We start from the raw sequence: 18,811 nt of genomic DNA, 5'->3' as shown, positions 1-18,811 counted from the left end.
TCGATAAACAACGGTGAACTTTTCTTTGGTTTTTGCCACAACAAATACGGAAAACACTCCTAAGCTAAATTGCTTTCAACGGAAAAACAAGAGTGAATACTCTACTGACACAATTAATTGTTTTGCTGACTCGCTGCTGCCGTTTTCTAAACTCGCCACAAGAAAAGGCCTGCGATATGAAACAAAATGGGAATTGAAGAAAATGTATGTGCTTTGATATGACTAAATCGAAAACAGCAAAAATATCGATTATCGAAAAACAAGCGGCTAGGCCAATGGGGCCTAGCCTCGGGGTTATTTCTATTTCATCTGTAACAAGAATGGCAGCGCATGTAAATCGAGCTGAGCAATACTAACATCAGCAGCGGCCTCTAGTTTGGGCTTCGCATGATACGCAATACCGTAATCAGCCGCTTCAACCATCGGAATATCATTTGCACCGTCGCCAATCGCCACCCGTTGACCCTGACCAATATTCCACTCAGCCGCGCAACGATTGACGACATCAGCTTTGTACTGGGCATCAACAACGTCGCCCGTCACCTCTCCCATCAAGCATCCATCTGCGATAACCAGTTCGTTCGCAAAGGCTGCATCTAATGACAAGCTCTGTTTAAGGTAATTCACAAATGGGGTAAACCCACCCGATGCAACGACCAAACGCCATTGATTTTGTTGTAACAATTGAACGGTTTCGCGAAGCCCCACACTGAATGGTAGCTTTGCGCATAAAGCTTCAATAATACCTGCATCTGCATATTTCAATTTCGCAACTCGCTGACGCAAACTTTGTTCGAAGTCGAGTTCACCTTGCATCGCCAGCTCAGTCACCTCTGCTACGGCTTCACCAACTCCGGCCATTGCTGCCAACTCATCAATACACTCAATTTCAATTGCCGTAGAATCCATATCCATAACGAGAAGACCCGGCTGATTCAGCTGTGGAATTGAATCCGGCATCAAGAAAAAATCAATATCTTTTAGCCCTTGAACTTGAGCCATACAATTAGCAGACAAAGGCGCATCGACGCTGATTTCAATTCCCAAAAGCGCTCCAGGACGCTCCAAAAGGGCCAAACGCAACACACCTTGGATAGAAGCAATAAAGTTTTCAATAACGGACCGATCTGCCTGTGGTCGAAAGACAAGACGATAGCGGTTAAGCTTGGCGTTAAAGTCCGCCTCTGCGTAACGTGTTACGTTTCGGCCTTGCCAATCATAAGACGTTTCTTTTGACTCAATCAGCCATGCCAAAAGTGGGGTGGTATTTGAACATTCCATCTATCAGTATTCTCCGGCTATCGTGTTGAAGCATAATCAATTATGATTAGGGCACAACGGCAGTTCTTTCTAGGTACAAAGTGCTATTTTTTACAGGGCTCAAAAAAACTCACAAAATTAGCCGCCTGCTTCAAATTCTTGTTGCGGGTGTTTTGCTTATTGGATTGATCCAGTTATGGCAAACAAGCCTACTACAAGGTCAGCAGCTTCTAAAGTCTCAAACCCAAAAGATGGCTCGTTTACTGGTACAGCAAACCGCCTATGGCGCTGCTCCGGCACTGCAACTACAAGACAATAAGCAGTTGCAATGGCTTGCTAGCGCACTCGTACAAGACCCGAAAGTCATGTCTGCCAGTATCTACAGCGCACAAGGTAAAAGGCTGGCCTTTGCCCAAAGCGTGACTGAACAGACATTTGATATCAACTCTGAAGAAATGACAGGGTTACTTGAACAATATTCACCATTCGTTGAGCCAGTATTACAGGACGACAAAAATTTAGGCTACGTTGAAGTCAGGCTCGATAAAAGCCGCTTTTTCGACCACATCAAAGAAGCCCATCAATTAAATATGCAACAGCAGCAGTTGATGCTGGTGATAGCAGGTCTTATTGGCTTGCTACTCTCCCGATCGATGTCATTTAAACGCGCTGATTTTGATCGACGCAAAACCAGAGCGAAGCTTCGACGCAAAAACAAGAAGCTACTCGATAAGCCCACTGTTACTGACAATGAAACCAACGATAAAACCACGAAAACTCACGAAGCACATTCCTCTATATCACAAAGCATACTGAATAAATCTGAAGCAAGAGCGTCCAGCGAAGTAAAATCCCCCAAATTACAAACAAAAGTAGATAAATCTGGTTCTGTAGGTTCGAGTTCTACACCAAAAGAAAAACCAGCAGATAGCAAAATATCCACTCTTCAGGAAGAGCCTGAAAAGTCTGAAAAGTCTGGTATTGACAAAAAGCCAACATAGAACCAAAACCAATATCTAAAAACAAAAAACGGACCCGTGGCCCGTTTTTTAGTCTACAAGAAGTTTTAACTTAGAAAGTTAGAGCAGCTTCAAGAGTCATGACGATCATGTCGTTAAAGGTGTTTTGACGCTCGTCTGAAGTCGTTTGCTCACCAGTACGGATATGATCTGATACAGTCACAACACAAAGTGCTTTAGCGCCATATTCTTTGGCGACACCGTAAAGGCCAGCGGCTTCCATCTCTACACCCAGCACGTCCATCTTTTCCATCACGTCAAACATTTCAGGATCAGGCGTATAGAATAGGTCTGCAGAGAAAACGTTACCAACACGAACTTTAATGTCTTGTGCTTTTGCAGCATCAACAACGGCACTTAATAGGTCATAATCTGCAATCGCTGCAAAATCTTGACCTTTAAAACGTAAACGGTTCACTTGTGAATCAGTACAAGCACCCATACCAATAATAACATCACGAACTTTGACGTCTGTGCTTACTGCACCACAGCTACCCACGCGAACTAGGTTTTTCACGCCGTAGTCTTTAATGAGCTCTGTTGCGTAAATTGAGCAAGATGGGATACCCATACCAGAGCCCATTACAGAAATACGTGTACCTTTATAAGTACCAGTAAAACCAAGCATGTTACGTACGTCAGTGACTTGCTCAACATTCTCTAAAAATGTTTCTGCAATGTATTTAGCACGTAAAGGATCGCCTGGAAACAAAACTGTTTCTGCAAATGCGCCATCTGCTGCATTAATATGTGGTGTAGCCATTGATTTAACCCCTATTTATATTTAAGCCTTAAGACTTTTCTTGCAAAGGTTGAACTAAACCTTTGCACAGTTGAGCGCCACTTACATTTATAGTGTCTACCAACCCTCACTATCTCCATGGTTGAGATAAAATCGGGGGCGCACCTTCTGCAAAACCTGAGTGACCCTGTAAAATTCTATTTAATAAACGACTCGCCATATTCCATTGGTTCAAGCTTAAAGTAGCTTGCAATGGATTGACCAATATCAGCAAAACTGTTGCGAAGTCCTAGGGAGCCTGCTTCTAAACCAGCCCCGTAGGCTAACACAGGAACGCGCTCGCGTGTGTGATCTGTGCCATGCCAAGTCGGATCGCAACCATGATCTGCCGTCAAAATAAGCAAGTCGTCTTCGTTCAGCAAAGCGAGCATTTCCGGTAGTCTTGCATCAAAATATTCTAGGCCTTTCGCATAGCCTGCAACATCGCGACGATGACCATAATGAGAGTCAAAATCAACAAAGTTAGTAAATACAATTGTATTGTCACCGGCTTGCTTCACTTGCTCTAACGTGGCATCAAATAACGCATCCAAGCCTGACGCTTTCACTTTTTTAGTGATACCGCAATGCGCGTAAATGTCTGAAATCTTACCGACACTCACGACCTCACCACCGGTATCAGCAAGTTTATCTAGTACTGTTTTCGCTGGCGGCTCAACAGCATAATCACGGCGATTTCCTGTTCGTGCAAAGTCCTCTGGGCCAGAACCAATAAATGGACGAGCGATAACTCGACCAATATTATAGGGTTCAAGCTCTTCACGAGCTATTTCACAGAGGCGATACAGGTTTTCAAGACCGAAACTTTCTTCATGACAAGCGACTTGAAAAACCGAGTCCGCAGAGGTGTAAAAGATAGGCATGCCAGATTGCATGTGTTCAACACCAAGTTCTTCTAGAATTGCGGTGCCTGAAGCATGGCAATTTCCTAGGAAGTCGCTCAATCCTGCTCTTTGCAAAATTTTGTCTGTCAATGCTTTGGGGAATGAGTTTTTCAGATCACTAAAATAGCCCCACTCATACAAAACCGGTACGCCGGCCATTTCCCAATGCCCACTCGGTGTATCTTTACCAGAACTGAGCTCATCGGCATGGCCAAACGCACCAATCAACTCAACGTTTTCATCAAAGCCAGGAGCAAATTCACCCGTACTTTCTTTGCCTGCGTGGCCTAAACCTAAACGAGCTAGGTTAGGTAGCTTTAATGGGCCTTGTCGACCAATATCCGCTTTGCCTTCAGCACAAGCTTTGGCGATATGACCAAAGGTATCAGAGCCTACGTCACCGAACTTTTCGGCGTCGCTTGCAGCACCAACGCCAAACGAGTCCATCATCATGATTATTGTACGTTTCATAAACTTACTCTCTTAAAGATCTTCAGCGCGAATGTAGCGGTAGATCTCGGGTGTTTTCTCTGGCTTCGATTCAGCAATCTTAACTGCAGCTTTTACTGCAGCAGCGGCTTCTTCAAATGCATTTTCAGATTGTGCATGAACCATCGCAAGCGGTTTGTTCGTGTCGATGACCTCTCCGAGCGCACAAACATCTGTCAAGCCAACGCTATAATCCAATGCATCACCTGGCTTACGACGCCCACCACCAAGTGTTACGACGGCTAATCCAAGCTCACGTGTATTCATACTATAGGCATAGCCAGACGTATCTGCATAGACAGGCCTAACGATTGACGCGCTCGGCAAATAATTATCGTAATGCTCGATAAAATCTGCTGGGCCGCCAAGGCCTGCAATCATACGACCAAATGTTTCGGCCGCTTTACCATTATCAAGCACCGTATTTAATTTTGCTCTTGCTTCTTGCTCTGTACTCGCAATGCCGCCAAGCTGCAGCATTTCAGCACATAACCCCATGGTGACTTCGTATAGTCGTGGATTGCGATACGTTCCAGTTAAAAAGTTCACGGCTTCTCGAACTTCAACCGCGTTCCCGGCGCAAGAGGCAAGAACTTGATTCATATCTGTCAGTAATGCTGTCGTTTTCGTTCCGGCGCCATTGGCGACAGCTGTAATGCTGCGAGCCAATTCTTCAGATGCTTCGTAGGTCGGCATAAATGCGCCGCTTCCTACTTTGACGTCCATCGCTAGAGCATCAAGTCCCGCGGCGAGTTTTTTCGACAAAATCGAAGCTGTAATCAATCCAATAGATTCGACCGTTGCAGTATTGTCTCGAATTGAATAGAAACGTTTATCAGCAGGAACCAAATCACCCGTTTGACCAATAATGGCAACACCGGCTTCCTTCACGACCTTTCGAAACAGTTCGCTACTTGGCTCAGTTTGGTAACCTGGAATCGCATCAAACTTATCGAGTGTTCCACCAGTATGGCCAAGACCTCGACCAGAAATCATGGGGACATAACCACCACAAGCCGCTGCCATAGGGCCGAGCATCAAACTGATAACATCACCTACACCACCCGTACTATGTTTATCAATAATCGGGCCTTGCAGATCAAGTGCCTTCCAATCGAGTACAGTGCCAGAATCACGCATTGCTGTCGTAATCGCGACGCGCTCATCCATATTCATATCTTGGAAATATACCGCCATGCCAAAGGCCGCAATTTGCCCTTCGGAAACCGTTTGGTTGGTAATACCTTGAACAAAAAACTGGATCTCAGCGTTAGTTAACGCCTCGCCATTGCGCTTTTTGCGAATAATCTCTTGTGCTAAAAACATATTTTCACCCTCTAAACGTAATTAATTGTCGAGACATTCATCACGCTCAGCTATAAAGGCAGCAAATTATCGTAATATTATTACAAAACATATTAGCCAAGATCCGCTGCTTCCAAATAGAGTTGGATCACATTTGGTAGTCTAAAGAGTACCAGTCTGTTCGATTAATAGCCTTGATTTGCTTTTGGCGCTTCAGCAAGTTCAAGTGTATGTAACAAGCTGTTCAACAAACTAGACGCACCAAAGCGGAAAGTTTTAGGGGTTGCCCAATCCGCACCTAGAATACGCTCAGCCGTACCAAGGAATTCAGCTGCTGCTGCTGCATCACGAACCCCGCCAGCAGGCTTAAAGCCAACCTTGGTATTCTTCTCGGCAATGACAGTCATCATAATTTCAGCCGCTTCTAATGTTGCATTTACCGCAACTTTACCGGTTGAAGTTTTGATAAAATCTGCGCCCGCATCAATAGACAGCTCAGATGCCTTACGGATCAAGGCAGGGTCTTTTAATTCACCAGACTCAATGATGACCTTTAGCAGGACTTCACCACATGCTTCCTTACAAGCTTTTACAAGCTCATAGCCGACGGTTTCATTACCAGCAATAAGCGCTCGATATGGGAAAACAACATCAACTTCATCAGCGCCATATGCAACAGCTGCGCGAGTCTCTAAAACTGCGATGGCGATGTCATCATTGCCGTGAGGGAAGTTCGTCACAGTTGCAATTTGGATCTCTTCAGCGCCAATCTCATCAAGGGTTTTGCGCGCGATAGGAATAAAACGAGGATAAATGCATATCGCAGCTGTATTACCTGCCGGTGTCTTTGCCTTATGACATAACTCAATCACTTTCTGATCAGTGTCATCATCATTCAAGGTCGTCAGATCCATCAGTTCGATGGCGCGTTGTGCTGCTTTGTTTAGGTCGCTCATAATAGCTCTCCGAGACGTAATTTAAATTATGAAAATCTGTCTTGGCAAAACTGAGGGCGGTTTAATGGAAGATCTTATATCGTACAAGGATGCAAAATCAGAGGGCATATCGCCCCAATACAACGGTACAAAATCTAACGGTGGCCGGGCCTTCAGGCAGTGCCTATGCAAACTTATGTGTTTGCTTCATTAATACATATAGGTATTCAAATTTGATAACGAGTACCACGACTTGAATCCTTGAAGACCGGGAAGGGGGAACGGGACGAACAAAAAAGCTCCTACCTTTCCGCGAAAAATCCATTTTAGCGCGTTAAAAATAATAGTAATTTCTTATATAAATACTGTTGTTCTAGCGTGTGGACCAAAAGTACTTATATAAAAAATTGAAATAAAGAGCCGCGCAAAGCGCGGCTCAGCAAGCTCGATTAGAACTTGTATGTCGCAGCGAAGAAGTGTGAGAAACCAGTGGTTTCACCAACAATACCGCCATCAGCAAGAGCATATACGTCTTTGTATGCTTTTAAGCCGTAACCTAAAGAGTAACGGTCTGAGTGCCAGTAGATACCATTGAACATGGTGCCACCTTTATCAGTTTTAAGCTGACCAGCTTCACCTGGGAAGAATGAAACTTCATCAACGCCCCATTGGTAATCAATGTAACCTTGGTACGAAATGAAAGAACCATTTTCTAGGAAGTAGAAAGGCTTGAACCAGTTCATAGAGAATTGGTAACCATCCCATTTCTTAGCATTTAGGTCATATAGACCATAAACGTTCATGCCTGTTTTGCCTAACCAAGGTAGCTCAACATCAGCACCGATACCCCAGAAAGAGTTGTTTACGTCATTTGGAATTGCACCGCCACCCCAGTTAAATAGAGTAGAGAAGTAAACTTCTTTAATTGCACCGTAAGAAAGGTCTTTACCTGTAATCGCATCTAGAGAGAAGCGTGGAGCAAGCTTCATGAACATCTTAGAGCTGCCATCTTTCTTATCTTGGCTGCTGCCATCACGGTTAGATAGGTTGAATACATCAACGTAACCGTAGTAATCAAGGATGCCAGCGCGACCGCCAAATTCTAGCTCTAAATAATCATGCGTATCTGCATCATCATTTGCCTGTGGCTTTTCACCAACAGAAAGCATTAGGTTTGCTTGCATCCACTTGTAGTTACCAGCGTGAACGTCGTCACCGCGGTCAGCAGCAGAAGCAGTGAAAGCAGTACCCGCAAGAGCAACAGTACCTGCTAAAGCAAAAGTCTTTAAGTTTTTCATCATCAACCCCATTTATATTATGGTTTTGCTGTTATTTTTTAACAGCGTTCTTTTTGTGGCGTTCGCATTTTACTCTGTTTGAGTGAAATCACAACATCAAACCCATAAAATCACGAACACTAAATTTTTTACTGTGAACAAAGTCGCATCTTTTACACACAAAACTGGCGTTTTAGCGCACGATACTCACTAAAAAACTGGCCTAGCTCTCACAATCTATGTAGGAATCAGGCTTTACACATTCGGAAAACGGCTGGTTGTTTGGGACCAATTTGCAACCTATTATCCCAAACGAAGATGCACCTCTTAACGAGGTGCACTTAAATTATTTACAACGCTAAGAATAAACCAGCAAGTGTTGCGCTCATTAGGTTTGCTAACGAAGCAGCAATCACAGCGCGAACACCTAGTTTCGCAAGATCATGGCGACGGTTTGGAGCCATAGCACCAAGACCACCCAGTAGAATTGCGATAGAAGATAAGTTAGCGAAACCACACAATGCGAACGAAATAATTGCTTTCGTACGGTCTGTCATCGCTTGACCTGTTGCTTCAACAAGCATACCGCCATCAGCAACATCTTTTAGATAAGGAGCAAAGTTCAGGTAAGCAACGAACTCGTTTACAACAATCTTTTGACCAATGAAAGAACCCGCAACCATTGCTTCGTTCCAAGGTACACCAATCAAGAATGCAAGTGGCATAAAGATATAGCCAAGGATAAGTTCTAAAGACAGAGCTTCATATCCGAACCAACCACCAATACCACCAAGGATACCGTTGATCATCGCAATCAAACCAACGAATGCTAAAAGCATTGCACCAACGTTTAATGCAAGGTGCATACCTGAAGACGCACCTGCTGCTGCTGCGTCAATGACGTTCGCTGGCTTATCAGTGTCTTCTGGAAGATCATCCATGTCATTTTTGGTTTCTTCTGATTCAGGGTGAAACAGCTTCGCCATCAAAAGACCACCAGGAGCAGCCATAAATGAAGCGGCAACTAGGTATTCAATTTTTACACCCATACCCGCATAACCAGCCAGTACCGCACCCGCAATAGACGCTAGACCACCGACCATAATGGCGAATAGTTCAGAGTTCGTCATTGTTGGAATAAATGGACGAACAACTAAAGGTGCTTCCGTTTGACCAACGAAAATGTTCGCAGTTGCAGACATTGACTCAGTGCGGCTAGTACCAAGGGCTTTTTGTAGACCACCACCGATGAAACGGATCACGACCTGCATAATGCCTAGGTAATAAAGAACTGCAATCAAAGAAGAGAAGAAAATGATGACTGGAAGTACGCGAATTGCAAATACAAAACCAACACCATTGGCAAACATTGCATCAGTACCCAGACCACCGAAAAGGAAATCGATACCTGCCTTTGAGTAGCCAATCACATCAGCAACACCTTGTGAAACTCCACCAAGTACTTGCTGACCGACCGGCACATATAATACAAAACAAGCAAAGAATGCTTGAATAGCTAACGCGCCACCCACTGCGCGAACGCTAATTGCTTTTTTATTGTTGGATAGTAGAAAACCTATCCCTAGTAGGACGACCACACCTACCAAGCTCATAATAATATCCATTAACCATCACCCTATCGTTAATATTTTCAATTTTTGTAGTTAAACAACCTATTTCCGTGGTCGATTATACCCCTACAACGCTTCAAAAGTGTCGTATTGATCATGTTTTTGGATTTTTATTTCAGACGCGATATCACACAGACGAAGCTTTACAGCTTCTTTTTAAGAAAAAATGTTCTATATATCAAACAGCTGAATTGAATTACAAAACAATTGTTCTTTAATTGAAACGGTCGTTTTTTTTCTCAAACGAGAGATTTCTTCGATATATTGTTCAATAAATAACGGAGAATGACGAAAAACCGGACGATTTTTAGGAGGCATAAAGGGGGAGTCTGTCTCTGCAACCATTGATTCTATAGGTAATAGTGAAACTGCACGTCTTAATTTCTTGCTGCGTTCATTGATCACTGCACTACCAATTCCTAGCTTAAAACCCAACCGAACATACTGCATTCCAAGCTCATAACTACCGTTAAAGGCATGGATGACGCCACCACGATCAAGTTCAAACTCTTTTAATAGGGTTAATATTTGATCATGTGCTTTTACTACATGCAAAATGACAGGAAGTTTCATTTTTTGAGCAATGAGCAACTGAAATCTTAAATTTTCATGTTGTAAGTGCCATGTATCTTTGCGGTAAGCGTCTAAACCACACTCACCTATGGCAACTAACCTCGGATGATGTTGCAAACACTCAAGCTCATTTTTAAGAGCAAGCATTTGTTCTGGCCCCTCGCTGCAAAACCAAGGGTGGATCCCTATCGCAAATGGCATATCGAACACTTGAGAAATCGTCTGTTGACGTTGCCAATGGGAAGCAGAGATCCCCGGTAACACCACTTGATGGATCCCCCGCAGTTTCATTCGCTCAATCATCTGCTCTCGGTCTTGGTCGAACAAGGGATCATCAAGGTGGGCGTGGGTGTCTACTATGGGCTGCATTTATAAATTCACTCTGAAATCAACAAGGACTTTATTTTTTGTCATGTTTTTTTGATTGCTTCTCAGCAGAAGTGACTTCAGGCTCTGATAATTTGGGTGCACAACAACGCTGATTCTCGGGCGTTAAGCCCATACGATCGCACCAATTGATGTAAGACTGCCATAATGCCTTCAACCATTTCATCGCTTGCTCCTTAGGCTCTCAAGTAGATCTAGGCTACTATTGATATATAAGCCTACATTTTATGCTGCACTAAAAAGTATGCCCTAGATACTAAACCTTATCACGTAATTGACCTCACCCATTTTAGATCACACTTTCTAAAGACAACATGCCTTTTGTTGAACACCTAAAAGCATAAAAAAAGGAAAGCGCATGCTTTCCTTTTAATCCCGTCGCTAACAAGAAGCTGCTAGCTATCGAAACCAACTTAGTGCTCTCGTGTTTTTGCGAACTCAATATCTGGGTATCGCTCTGTCGCAAGATTCAGGTTAACCATCGTTGGCGCGATATAAGTAAGATTATCTCCACCATCAAGGGCTAAGTTAGTGCTTGCTTTACGGCGGAACTCATCAAGTTTCCGCTCATCATCACAATACACCCAACGTGCAGTCGCGACACTGATAGCTTCATAAATCGCTTCAACGTTATACTCTGATTTCAGACGGCCGACGACGACTTCAAATTGCAAAACACCAACAGCACCAACGATTAAATCGTTGCTATCTAAGGGGCGAAACACCTGAACCGCACCTTCTTCCGCCAACTGTACCAGACCTTTGAGCAGCTGTTTCTGCTTAAGTGGATCTTTTAGGCGAATACGGCGGAACATTTCTGGTGCAAAGTTTGGCACGCCTGTAAAGCGCATCATTTCACCTTGGGTAAACGTATCACCAATTTTAATGGTGCCGTGGTTATGCAAACCAATAATGTCACCAGGATAGGCCTCTGGTGCTCTCGCACGATCCCCCGCCATGAAGGTCAACGCATCACTTATATTGATATCTTTGCCCATTCGTACATGGCGCATTTTCATGCCTTGCTCATAGCGACCAGAGCAGATACGCATAAAGGCAACACGGTCTCTATGTTTTGGATCCATATTGGCTTGGATTTTAAACACAAAGCCTGAGAACTTTGGCTCATAAGGAAGCACTTCACGGGCTTCTGTACTGCGAGGTTGCGGTGTAGGCGCCCATTCAACAATGCCATCGAGAATATGATCAACACCAAAGTTACCCAATGCCGTTCCAAAGAACACAGGCGTCAATTCGCCTTTAAGGAACATTTCATGGTCAAACTCATTCGACGCACCAAGGACGAGTTCCATTTCATCTCGTACATCCGCAGCAAGATGGCCAATCGCTTCATCAAGCTCTGGATTATCTAATCCTTTGATGATTTGAGAGTCTTGAATCGTATGACCTTGACCACTTTGATACAAAATGACTTCATCTCTCAATAAATGATATACGCCTTTAAATTCCTTACCAGCGCCAATAGGCCAAGTAATTGGAGCACATGAGATGTTGAGTACATTCTCAACTTCATCCATTAACTCAATTGGATCACGAATGTCGCGGTCAAGTTTGTTCATGAACGTGACAATGGGCGTGTCACGCAGACGCGTTACTTCCATTAATTTAATGGTTCTTTCTTCGACACCTTTCGCGGAATCGATCACCATTAAACAAGAATCAACGGCAGTTAGCGTTCTATATGTGTCCTCAGAGAAGTCTTCGTGACCCGGAGTATCCAGAAGATTAACTAGCGCATTATTGTAAGGAAACTGCATCACAGATGTGGTAATTGAGATACCCCGATCTTTTTCCATTTCCATCCAATCAGATTTAGCATGCTGACCCGACTTTTTGCCTTTAACTGTTCCGGCCTTTTGCAAAGCATTACCAAACAGCAGAACCTTCTCTGTAATTGTGGTTTTACCTGCATCGGGATGCGAAATAATTGCGAAAGTCCGACGCTTGTCGACTTCAACTTTATAACCTGACATGACTACCTGTGTGCTGGGATACTAAAAAAGGCGCAAATTATACCAGTCTATTGCCCTGTTTGGCTACACAGATACCCGCGTCACTATATAGGTCTGCTCCTTTACTGAAAGCAACAAAAAAAGCCACAAACCTAGGCTTGTGACTTAATGAGGGGGCGCGTTTGAATCGATTATTTTCCAAGAGACTTTATCAGCATAATTTCGCAAGCTGGCATCTCTAACTCGATGTGTCTATCCGATGAGACAGATATGCACTTTTTATATCAAGCGCATTAAGCCAATCCTTGGAATATACATCCGCTATGGTGCCTCATTCGCTGAAGCTTCTGCCGCTAAACGCTTAAGTTCAACACGGGCATATCGATGTTCAACAAAGTCAAAAATATTGGTGGCTAAAGTGAGTCTCAGTAACTGAGCCGCTTCTTCAAACTGTTGGTTGTTAATTTTTCTCTTGGCTATATAAAAGTAGGCTTCACACATTCTTTCAGCATACTCATTCGGTCCGGTTATATTTTCTTTCGCTCGGTCAAAGACTTGCTGTTGAGTGAGCAGGCCCAAATAGTAATCGACTAACACACTAGACCACGCATTATCAGACAAGGTTGAGCGACTGTTTTTCAACACAGCTTGCGCCTCTTTCTCATCTAGCTCTAGCTGGGAAATATAAAGCCATAACGCGCGATAACCATCTGCTTTATCTCGATTGTAGAATGCCTGCATATCTTCTTCGGCGAGACGCTCTCGTCCACCATAATACAAAGCAATACCGCGATTTAAGTAGGCATAGTCATATTCAGGAGATAACTCAAGCACACCATCAAATGACTCGTAAGCGCTTTCGTATTCGCCTTCTTGGGTATAGTAGATCCCAAGGAAGTTATATGCATCAACCAAATTAGGCTGAATTTTGAGTGCTTGATGAAAATCTATTCTTGCTAGTACTTTCAGGCCCACGCTATCGTAACGAACACCACGATCGTAATGAAACCGAGCCCGCTGCTCTTCGGTTAATTCGGCATTCGCCAGAATTTCATTAAGCCTAGCCAGCGTGACTTCCAATTTATAATCGGGCACCTTGGGCGCAACAACGACGTCATAGTCTCCGCCATTATTACCTGTCGCAGCACAGCCTGTTAAAACGAGGCTCATTCCTAATACTGCACTCATCATCAAGGTTCGCATCATCTACCCTTCCATTTACAACCGTAACAACCAATTTTGGTTCAAAGAAACTTTATCATAGCAACCTTCACTCAATTGAGCTATTAGCAAATGGCTCAATATGTTACAGGCACAAAAAAGGAGACCCACAGGTCTCCTTTTTGACAAGCAAGTTAGCGATTACTCCGCTGGCGTAGCTTTTTCTTGTGCTTCTTTAATAGAAAGTCTAACGCGTCCTTGACGGTCAACTTCCATCACTTTCACTGTCACATCTTGATTCAGCTCTAAGTGGTCAGAAACATTTGCGACGCGCTCTTCACTGATCTGTGAAATATGAACGAGTCCATCTTTACCAGGAAGGATGTTCACGAATGCACCAAAATCAACAATTCGCATGACTTTACCGGTGTAGATCTTACCCACTTCAACTTCAGCAGTAATCTCTTCAATACGGCGAATGGCTTCTTTAGTTGCTTCGCCATTTGCTGAAGCAATTTTAACTGTGCCATCATCGTCTAATTCGATGGTAGTTCCTGTTTCTTCAGTCAGTGCACGAATTGTTGCGCCACCCTTACCAATCACATCACGGATCTTCTCCGGGTTGATTTTCATCGTTGTGATACGTGGTGCGTGGTCAGAGATATCGTCACGATGCGAACCAATTGCTTGATCCATAACATTCAGGATATGTACACGAGCGCCATAGGCTTGGCGAAGTGCAATTTCCATGATCTCTTTGGTAATCCCTTCGATTTTAATGTCCATTTGCAGGGCAGTAATACCGTCACGAGTACCTGCAACTTTAAAGTCCATATCACCAAGATGGTCTTCATCACCCAAGATATCAGAAAGAACAACGAAGTCGTCACCTTCTTTTACTAGGCCCATTGCGATACCAGCAACCGATGCTTTAATTGGTACACCAGCATCCATTAGTGCTAGAGAAGTACCACAAACAGAAGCCATTGAGCTTGAACCATTTGATTCAGTAATCTCAGAAACAACGCGAACGCTGTATGGGAATTCTTCAGCAGTTGGCAGAACGGCATTGATACCACGCCATGCTAGTTTACCGTGACCGATTTCGCGACGCTTCGGAGAACCAACCATACCGGTTTCACCAACACAGTATGGAGGGAAGTTATAGTGAAGCATAAAGCGGTTCGTGCGCTCGCCCATGATGCTATCAACTTTCTGTGCATCACGTTCAGTACCCAGTGTACAAGTCACTAAAGCCTGAGTCTCACCACGAGTAAACAAAGAACTACCGTGTGTGCGTGGTAGAACACCAGCAAGTACGCTTAACGCACGGATCATATCTGGCTCGCGACCATCGATACGTGGGTTACCACCAATAATACGTCCACGAACAACTTTCTTCTCTAGGCTGCCAAGTAGGCCATCGACTTCACGACCATTAAAGTCATCACCTAATTCTTCTGAAAGTGCTTCAACAGCTGCTTTCTTCACTGCGATAACAGCATCACGACGCTCGTGCTTAGCTGTAATCATGTATGCGTCAGCAAAACCTTGCTCTGCAATTGCTTTCACTTTACTTGCTAAGTCAACGTCTACAGCTGGCGCAGACCAATCCCAAATAGGCTTGCCTGCTTCAGCTTTAAATTCTTCAATTGCTTTTACAACAACTTGTTGCTGCTCATGACCATAAACAACTGCGCCTAGCATCACTTCTTCAGGTAACGAAGCCGCTTCAGACTCAACCATTAATACTGCACTAGATGTACCAGCAACCGATAACTCAAGCTCGCTTTCTTCAAGTTGGCTAATTGTTGGGTTTAATAGGTACTCACCATTGACGTAACCTACACAAGCGGCACCGATAGGACCATTAAATGGAATACCAGAGATAGAAAGCGCTGCAGAAGTACCAATCATAGAGATGATATCAGGCGCGATGTCTTGATCGACCGATACAACTGTAATGATAACTTGTACTTCGTTTTTAAATCCGTCAGGGAATAGCGGGCGAATTGGGCGGTCAATTAGACGCGCAATGAGAGTTTCACCTTCAGATGGACGACCTTCACGCTTGAAAAATCCGCCAGGGATTTTACCAGCTGCATAAGTCTTTTCTTGGTAGTTCACTGTTAGAGGGAAAAAATCTCTGCTGAGATCTGCTTCTTTTTTCCCAACAACTGTGACTAAAACAGTTGTATCGCCCATGCTTGCTAGTACTGCAGCGTCTGCTTGACGTGCAATGACACCCGTTTCTAGGGTGACAGTATGTTGACCATACTCAAAACTCTTTACGATAGGATTCACTTGACCCATTCCTTAATTTAATTACCTTGAAATACGCGCGTAAGTATACTGCAAGTACAATCAATAGATAAAGGGGATATGAGCGTGACAAAGCCAGTTCTTTTCTCTAAAGTGAATATATCGTGTAAAAATTCGTTCATAATGCTTCACAATAAGCAAAATCAAGCGCCTAGGGAAAATTGCGAATGACCGGAATGACGACTAATTTCAAGTCATTAACCTGGAAACAGACTAATTTAGTTGTTTTCACAGCACTCTTCTTTGCCGTCGCGATTTTTATTGTAGAAATTGCGTTTGTTGTTTATACCGAACGCGGCCAACTCATTCTTGCGCAACAGGAATTATTAGACTCTGTAGAACAACCTGCGGCTAATGCGGTGTGGGCGTTAGATGATAATCTAGCCAAACAAACCCTCGAAGGCGTGCTCAAAGTTGAGCATGTTGGTTCCACGGTTATCAATTTAGATGACGGTACGCTGTTTGTTTCTGTAAATAATGCAAGTCCTGATTATTCAGACCTTTTTATTAGCCTATCCCGACGACTTTTTAGTGACATTAGCGAAATTGATCGCCCCTTGTATCGCCCGTACTACTTTGAAGGGACGAGGCAGCAACAGCTCATTGGAACGCTCACGGTTTTTTACGATACACAAGAATTGACCAATTCCTTATTTTCCCAATTGCAACTTGGCTTGGTCGCGACACTGGCTCGAGCATTATTACTAACCATGGTGCTGTCGGTCGTATTCCATCGTTTTCTTACCCAGCCGATTGCCCGCATTAGTGAATCTATTGATAGAATTGACCCTGAATCACCAGACGAAAACTTGTTACCAACATCTAGAGCTCACCAAGACGATGAATTGGGTCTAGTTACCACCAAATTCAACCAAATTCTAGTTCAATTCGGGCAAACTCAAAGCAAGCTGCGAAAGATGGCGACCCGCGACCCACTCACAGGCTTACCGAACCGAACCTTACTCCTCGAAACAATTGCAGTAACAATTCAACGCGCACGGGTACATAAACGCCATTTTGCCCTGTTATTTATCGATTTAGATCGCTTCAAAAACGTCAATGACTCGCTTGGGCACGCTCTTGGTGATCAATACCTCGCACGTATTGCCCGTATCTTAGAACGTGTTGTAGGAGACCAAGGTAGTGTTGCCCGCCTTGGCGGCGATGAATTTGTAATTCTCGCTGATGATATTCAATCTCCAACTGACGCCGCAGAGTTTGTAGAAAAGCTGCTTGCTCAAATGAATACCCCAATCCAACTGGGTGAACATGCAGTACACCCCGCAGCTTCCGTGGGTATTTCTATTTATCCTGAAGATGGTCACGGCGCAGAAGATCTCATTCGCCACGCAGATATTGCAATGTATAGTGCAAAAGCAGCAGGATCGAATCAGTGGGCATTTTTCAAACAACAGATGACCGAAAGAGCCGCAGTTCGTTTAAGAACAGAGGCCTCATTACACGACGCGCTAAAACACGAAGAGTTTTGCCTACATCTTCAACCTAAGCTAAACATTGAAACCGGTGAAGTCATCGGTTGCGAAGCGTTAATACGCTGGAAGAAAGATGGGCGCTTGATCAGCCCGATGTCATTTATTCCTGTCGCTGAAGAGACCGGAATTATCATTCCAATTGGTCGCTGGGTTATTGAGCAAAGTTGTAAAATCATTCGCGACTGGCAAAAACAGTACAACTACGCGTTACCCATCGCCATCAATGTCGCGACACCACAATTTGCTGATGCTAGTTTAGTCCCCGACATCAAGCAAATGGCTTTGCGTTATCAAGTCAACCCTGAACTCTTAGAAATCGAAATCACAGAAACGTCCCTAATGAACGACATAGAACTTGCAATCAACAAGTTAGAACAGTTGAAATCTGCAGGGTTTGGGATTGCGGTCGATGATTTTGGTACCGGTTACTCATCGCTATCCTACTTGCGCCATTTACCGATTACGACGATGAAAATTGACCGCTGTTTCGTCTCTGACCTGCCACACGACAGTGCAATTGCATCGACGATTTTGATGCTCGGTCGACAGTTAAATTTAAAAATTGTGGCAGAAGGCATTGAAAATGAGCAGCAACTCGCTTGGCTAAAAGAACACAACTGTCCAATCGGTCAAGGCTTTTACTATAGTCAACCACTAGAGCGTGAAGAGTTTGAAGCCAAGTATATTGCCAAGCAACACGCTTCCATTACCGTCGTTGATAACCAATAGCGTCTTGCTCGCGCAAATGCATAAGTTTCATATCACGCCGATAAAATGAGTTTTATCGGCGTTATTTTTTGTCTGGGAAAAATGGACAAAGATAACTAAAAAGACAATCACTTTATAGCGTGACGTCGATACCGGCCTTGCAATCGATTCCACCCATGCGCATTAAATAGGCAATAAAAAAGGAGGCATAAGCCTCCCTTTTTATATGAAACTATCCGAAACGCAATATTAGCGACGCAGACCAAGCTTCTGGATTAGAGCAGTATAACGCGCAACGTCTTTACCTTTTAGGTAAGAAAGAAGCTTACGACGTGTGCTAACCATACGTAGCAGACCACGACGAGAGTGATGGTCATGGATGTGCTCTTTAAAGTGACCTTGTAGGTGGTTGATTTGTGCAGTTAGCAATGCAACTTGCACTTCAGTAGAACCAGAATCGTTCTCACCACGGCCAAATTCAGCCAGGATTTTTGCTTTCGCTTCAGTACTTAGTGACATGTGTCTCTCCAAATATGTAATAAATAATCTCTAGCCGATCACTAATCCAGCCAGAGCAGCGCGGTATTCTACC

General features: G+C 43.9%; 15 protein-coding genes. 2 read left to right on the top strand and 13 right to left on the bottom strand.

Annotation, left to right across the window (positions count from 1 at the left end; all coding sequences use genetic code 11):
* Nucleotides 1-300: 300 nt before the first annotated feature.
* Nucleotides 301-1,281, bottom strand: coding sequence for a phosphoserine phosphatase SerB (gene serB, locus IEY18_RS04145; RefSeq protein WP_188918127.1), 981 nt, complete (start codon nt 1,279-1,281; stop codon nt 301-303).
* Between the two features lie 80 nt (nt 1,282-1,361).
* On the opposite strand from serB, the gene IEY18_RS04140 reads away from it, so the two are divergent.
* Nucleotides 1,362-2,261 (top strand): AhpA/YtjB family protein, encoded by a 900-nt coding sequence (locus tag IEY18_RS04140; RefSeq protein ID WP_188918126.1) that lies wholly within the window; start codon nt 1,362-1,364, stop codon nt 2,259-2,261.
* 70 nt (nt 2,262-2,331) lie between these two features.
* On the opposite strand, the gene deoD is transcribed toward IEY18_RS04140, so the two are convergent.
* The 11 genes from deoD to pnp form a co-directional block, all read right to left on the bottom strand.
* A complete protein-coding gene (deoD, locus tag IEY18_RS04135) occupies nt 2,332-3,042 on the bottom strand; it encodes a purine-nucleoside phosphorylase (protein WP_188918124.1) in 711 nt (236 codons plus the stop codon).
* Between the two features lie 176 nt (nt 3,043-3,218).
* The gene (locus IEY18_RS04130) at nt 3,219-4,436 is read right to left on the bottom strand and encodes a phosphopentomutase (RefSeq protein ID WP_188918122.1); all 1,218 of its coding nucleotides are present in this window, start codon (nt 4,434-4,436) and stop codon (nt 3,219-3,221) included.
* Between the two features lie 12 nt (nt 4,437-4,448).
* A complete protein-coding gene (gene deoA / locus IEY18_RS04125; protein WP_188918120.1) occupies nt 4,449-5,780 on the bottom strand; it encodes a thymidine phosphorylase in 1,332 nt (443 codons plus the stop codon).
* 164 nt (nt 5,781-5,944) lie between these two features.
* A complete protein-coding gene (deoC, locus tag IEY18_RS04120; protein WP_188918118.1) occupies nt 5,945-6,715 on the bottom strand; it encodes a deoxyribose-phosphate aldolase in 771 nt (256 codons plus the stop codon).
* 428 nt (nt 6,716-7,143) lie between these two features.
* Entirely contained in the window at nt 7,144-7,992 is an 849-nt protein-coding gene (locus IEY18_RS04115; RefSeq protein ID WP_188918116.1) for a nucleoside-specific channel-forming Tsx family protein, read from the bottom strand.
* Nucleotides 7,993-8,321: 329 nt separating this feature from the next.
* The gene (locus IEY18_RS04110) at nt 8,322-9,596 is read right to left on the bottom strand and encodes a NupC/NupG family nucleoside CNT transporter (protein WP_188918113.1); all 1,275 of its coding nucleotides are present in this window, start codon (nt 9,594-9,596) and stop codon (nt 8,322-8,324) included.
* A gap of 177 nt (nt 9,597-9,773) precedes the next feature.
* Nucleotides 9,774-10,544: a TatD family hydrolase gene (locus tag IEY18_RS04105; RefSeq protein ID WP_188918111.1), complete on the bottom strand. Its 771-nt coding sequence runs from the start codon at nt 10,542-10,544 to the stop codon at nt 9,774-9,776.
* A gap of 31 nt (nt 10,545-10,575) precedes the next feature.
* Nucleotides 10,576-10,728, bottom strand: coding sequence for a DUF5363 family protein (locus tag IEY18_RS04100; protein WP_188918109.1), 153 nt, complete (start codon nt 10,726-10,728; stop codon nt 10,576-10,578).
* A 247-nt stretch (nt 10,729-10,975) separates the two neighbouring features.
* Nucleotides 10,976-12,556 (bottom strand): peptide chain release factor 3, encoded by a 1,581-nt coding sequence (gene prfC / locus IEY18_RS04095; protein WP_188918107.1) that lies wholly within the window; start codon nt 12,554-12,556, stop codon nt 10,976-10,978.
* Between the two features lie 300 nt (nt 12,557-12,856).
* On the bottom strand, nt 12,857-13,741 hold the full coding sequence (gene nlpI, locus IEY18_RS04090; RefSeq protein WP_188918105.1) for a lipoprotein NlpI: 885 nt from the start codon (nt 13,739-13,741) through the stop codon (nt 12,857-12,859).
* A gap of 156 nt (nt 13,742-13,897) precedes the next feature.
* Nucleotides 13,898-16,000, bottom strand: a complete 2,103-nt coding sequence (gene pnp, locus IEY18_RS04085; protein ID WP_188918103.1) for a polyribonucleotide nucleotidyltransferase — start codon at nt 15,998-16,000, stop codon at nt 13,898-13,900.
* Nucleotides 16,001-16,194: 194 nt separating this feature from the next.
* Between pnp and IEY18_RS04080 the strand changes: the two genes are divergently transcribed.
* Nucleotides 16,195-18,240 carry a putative bifunctional diguanylate cyclase/phosphodiesterase gene (locus IEY18_RS04080; protein WP_188919139.1) on the top strand — a complete coding sequence of 682 codons (2,046 nt, stop codon included), beginning with the start codon at nt 16,195-16,197 and terminating at the stop codon, nt 18,238-18,240.
* 228 nt (nt 18,241-18,468) lie between these two features.
* On the opposite strand, the gene rpsO is transcribed toward IEY18_RS04080, so the two are convergent.
* Nucleotides 18,469-18,738 carry a 30S ribosomal protein S15 gene (gene rpsO, locus IEY18_RS04075; protein WP_188918101.1) on the bottom strand — a complete coding sequence of 90 codons (270 nt, stop codon included), beginning with the start codon at nt 18,736-18,738 and terminating at the stop codon, nt 18,469-18,471.
* Nucleotides 18,739-18,811: the final 73 nt, after the last annotated feature.

The organism is Shewanella gelidii, from assembly GCF_014647855.1.
Lineage (GTDB): Bacteria > Pseudomonadota > Gammaproteobacteria > Enterobacterales > Shewanellaceae > Shewanella > Shewanella gelidii.
This window is presented reverse-complemented; position numbering and strand designations above follow the sequence as displayed.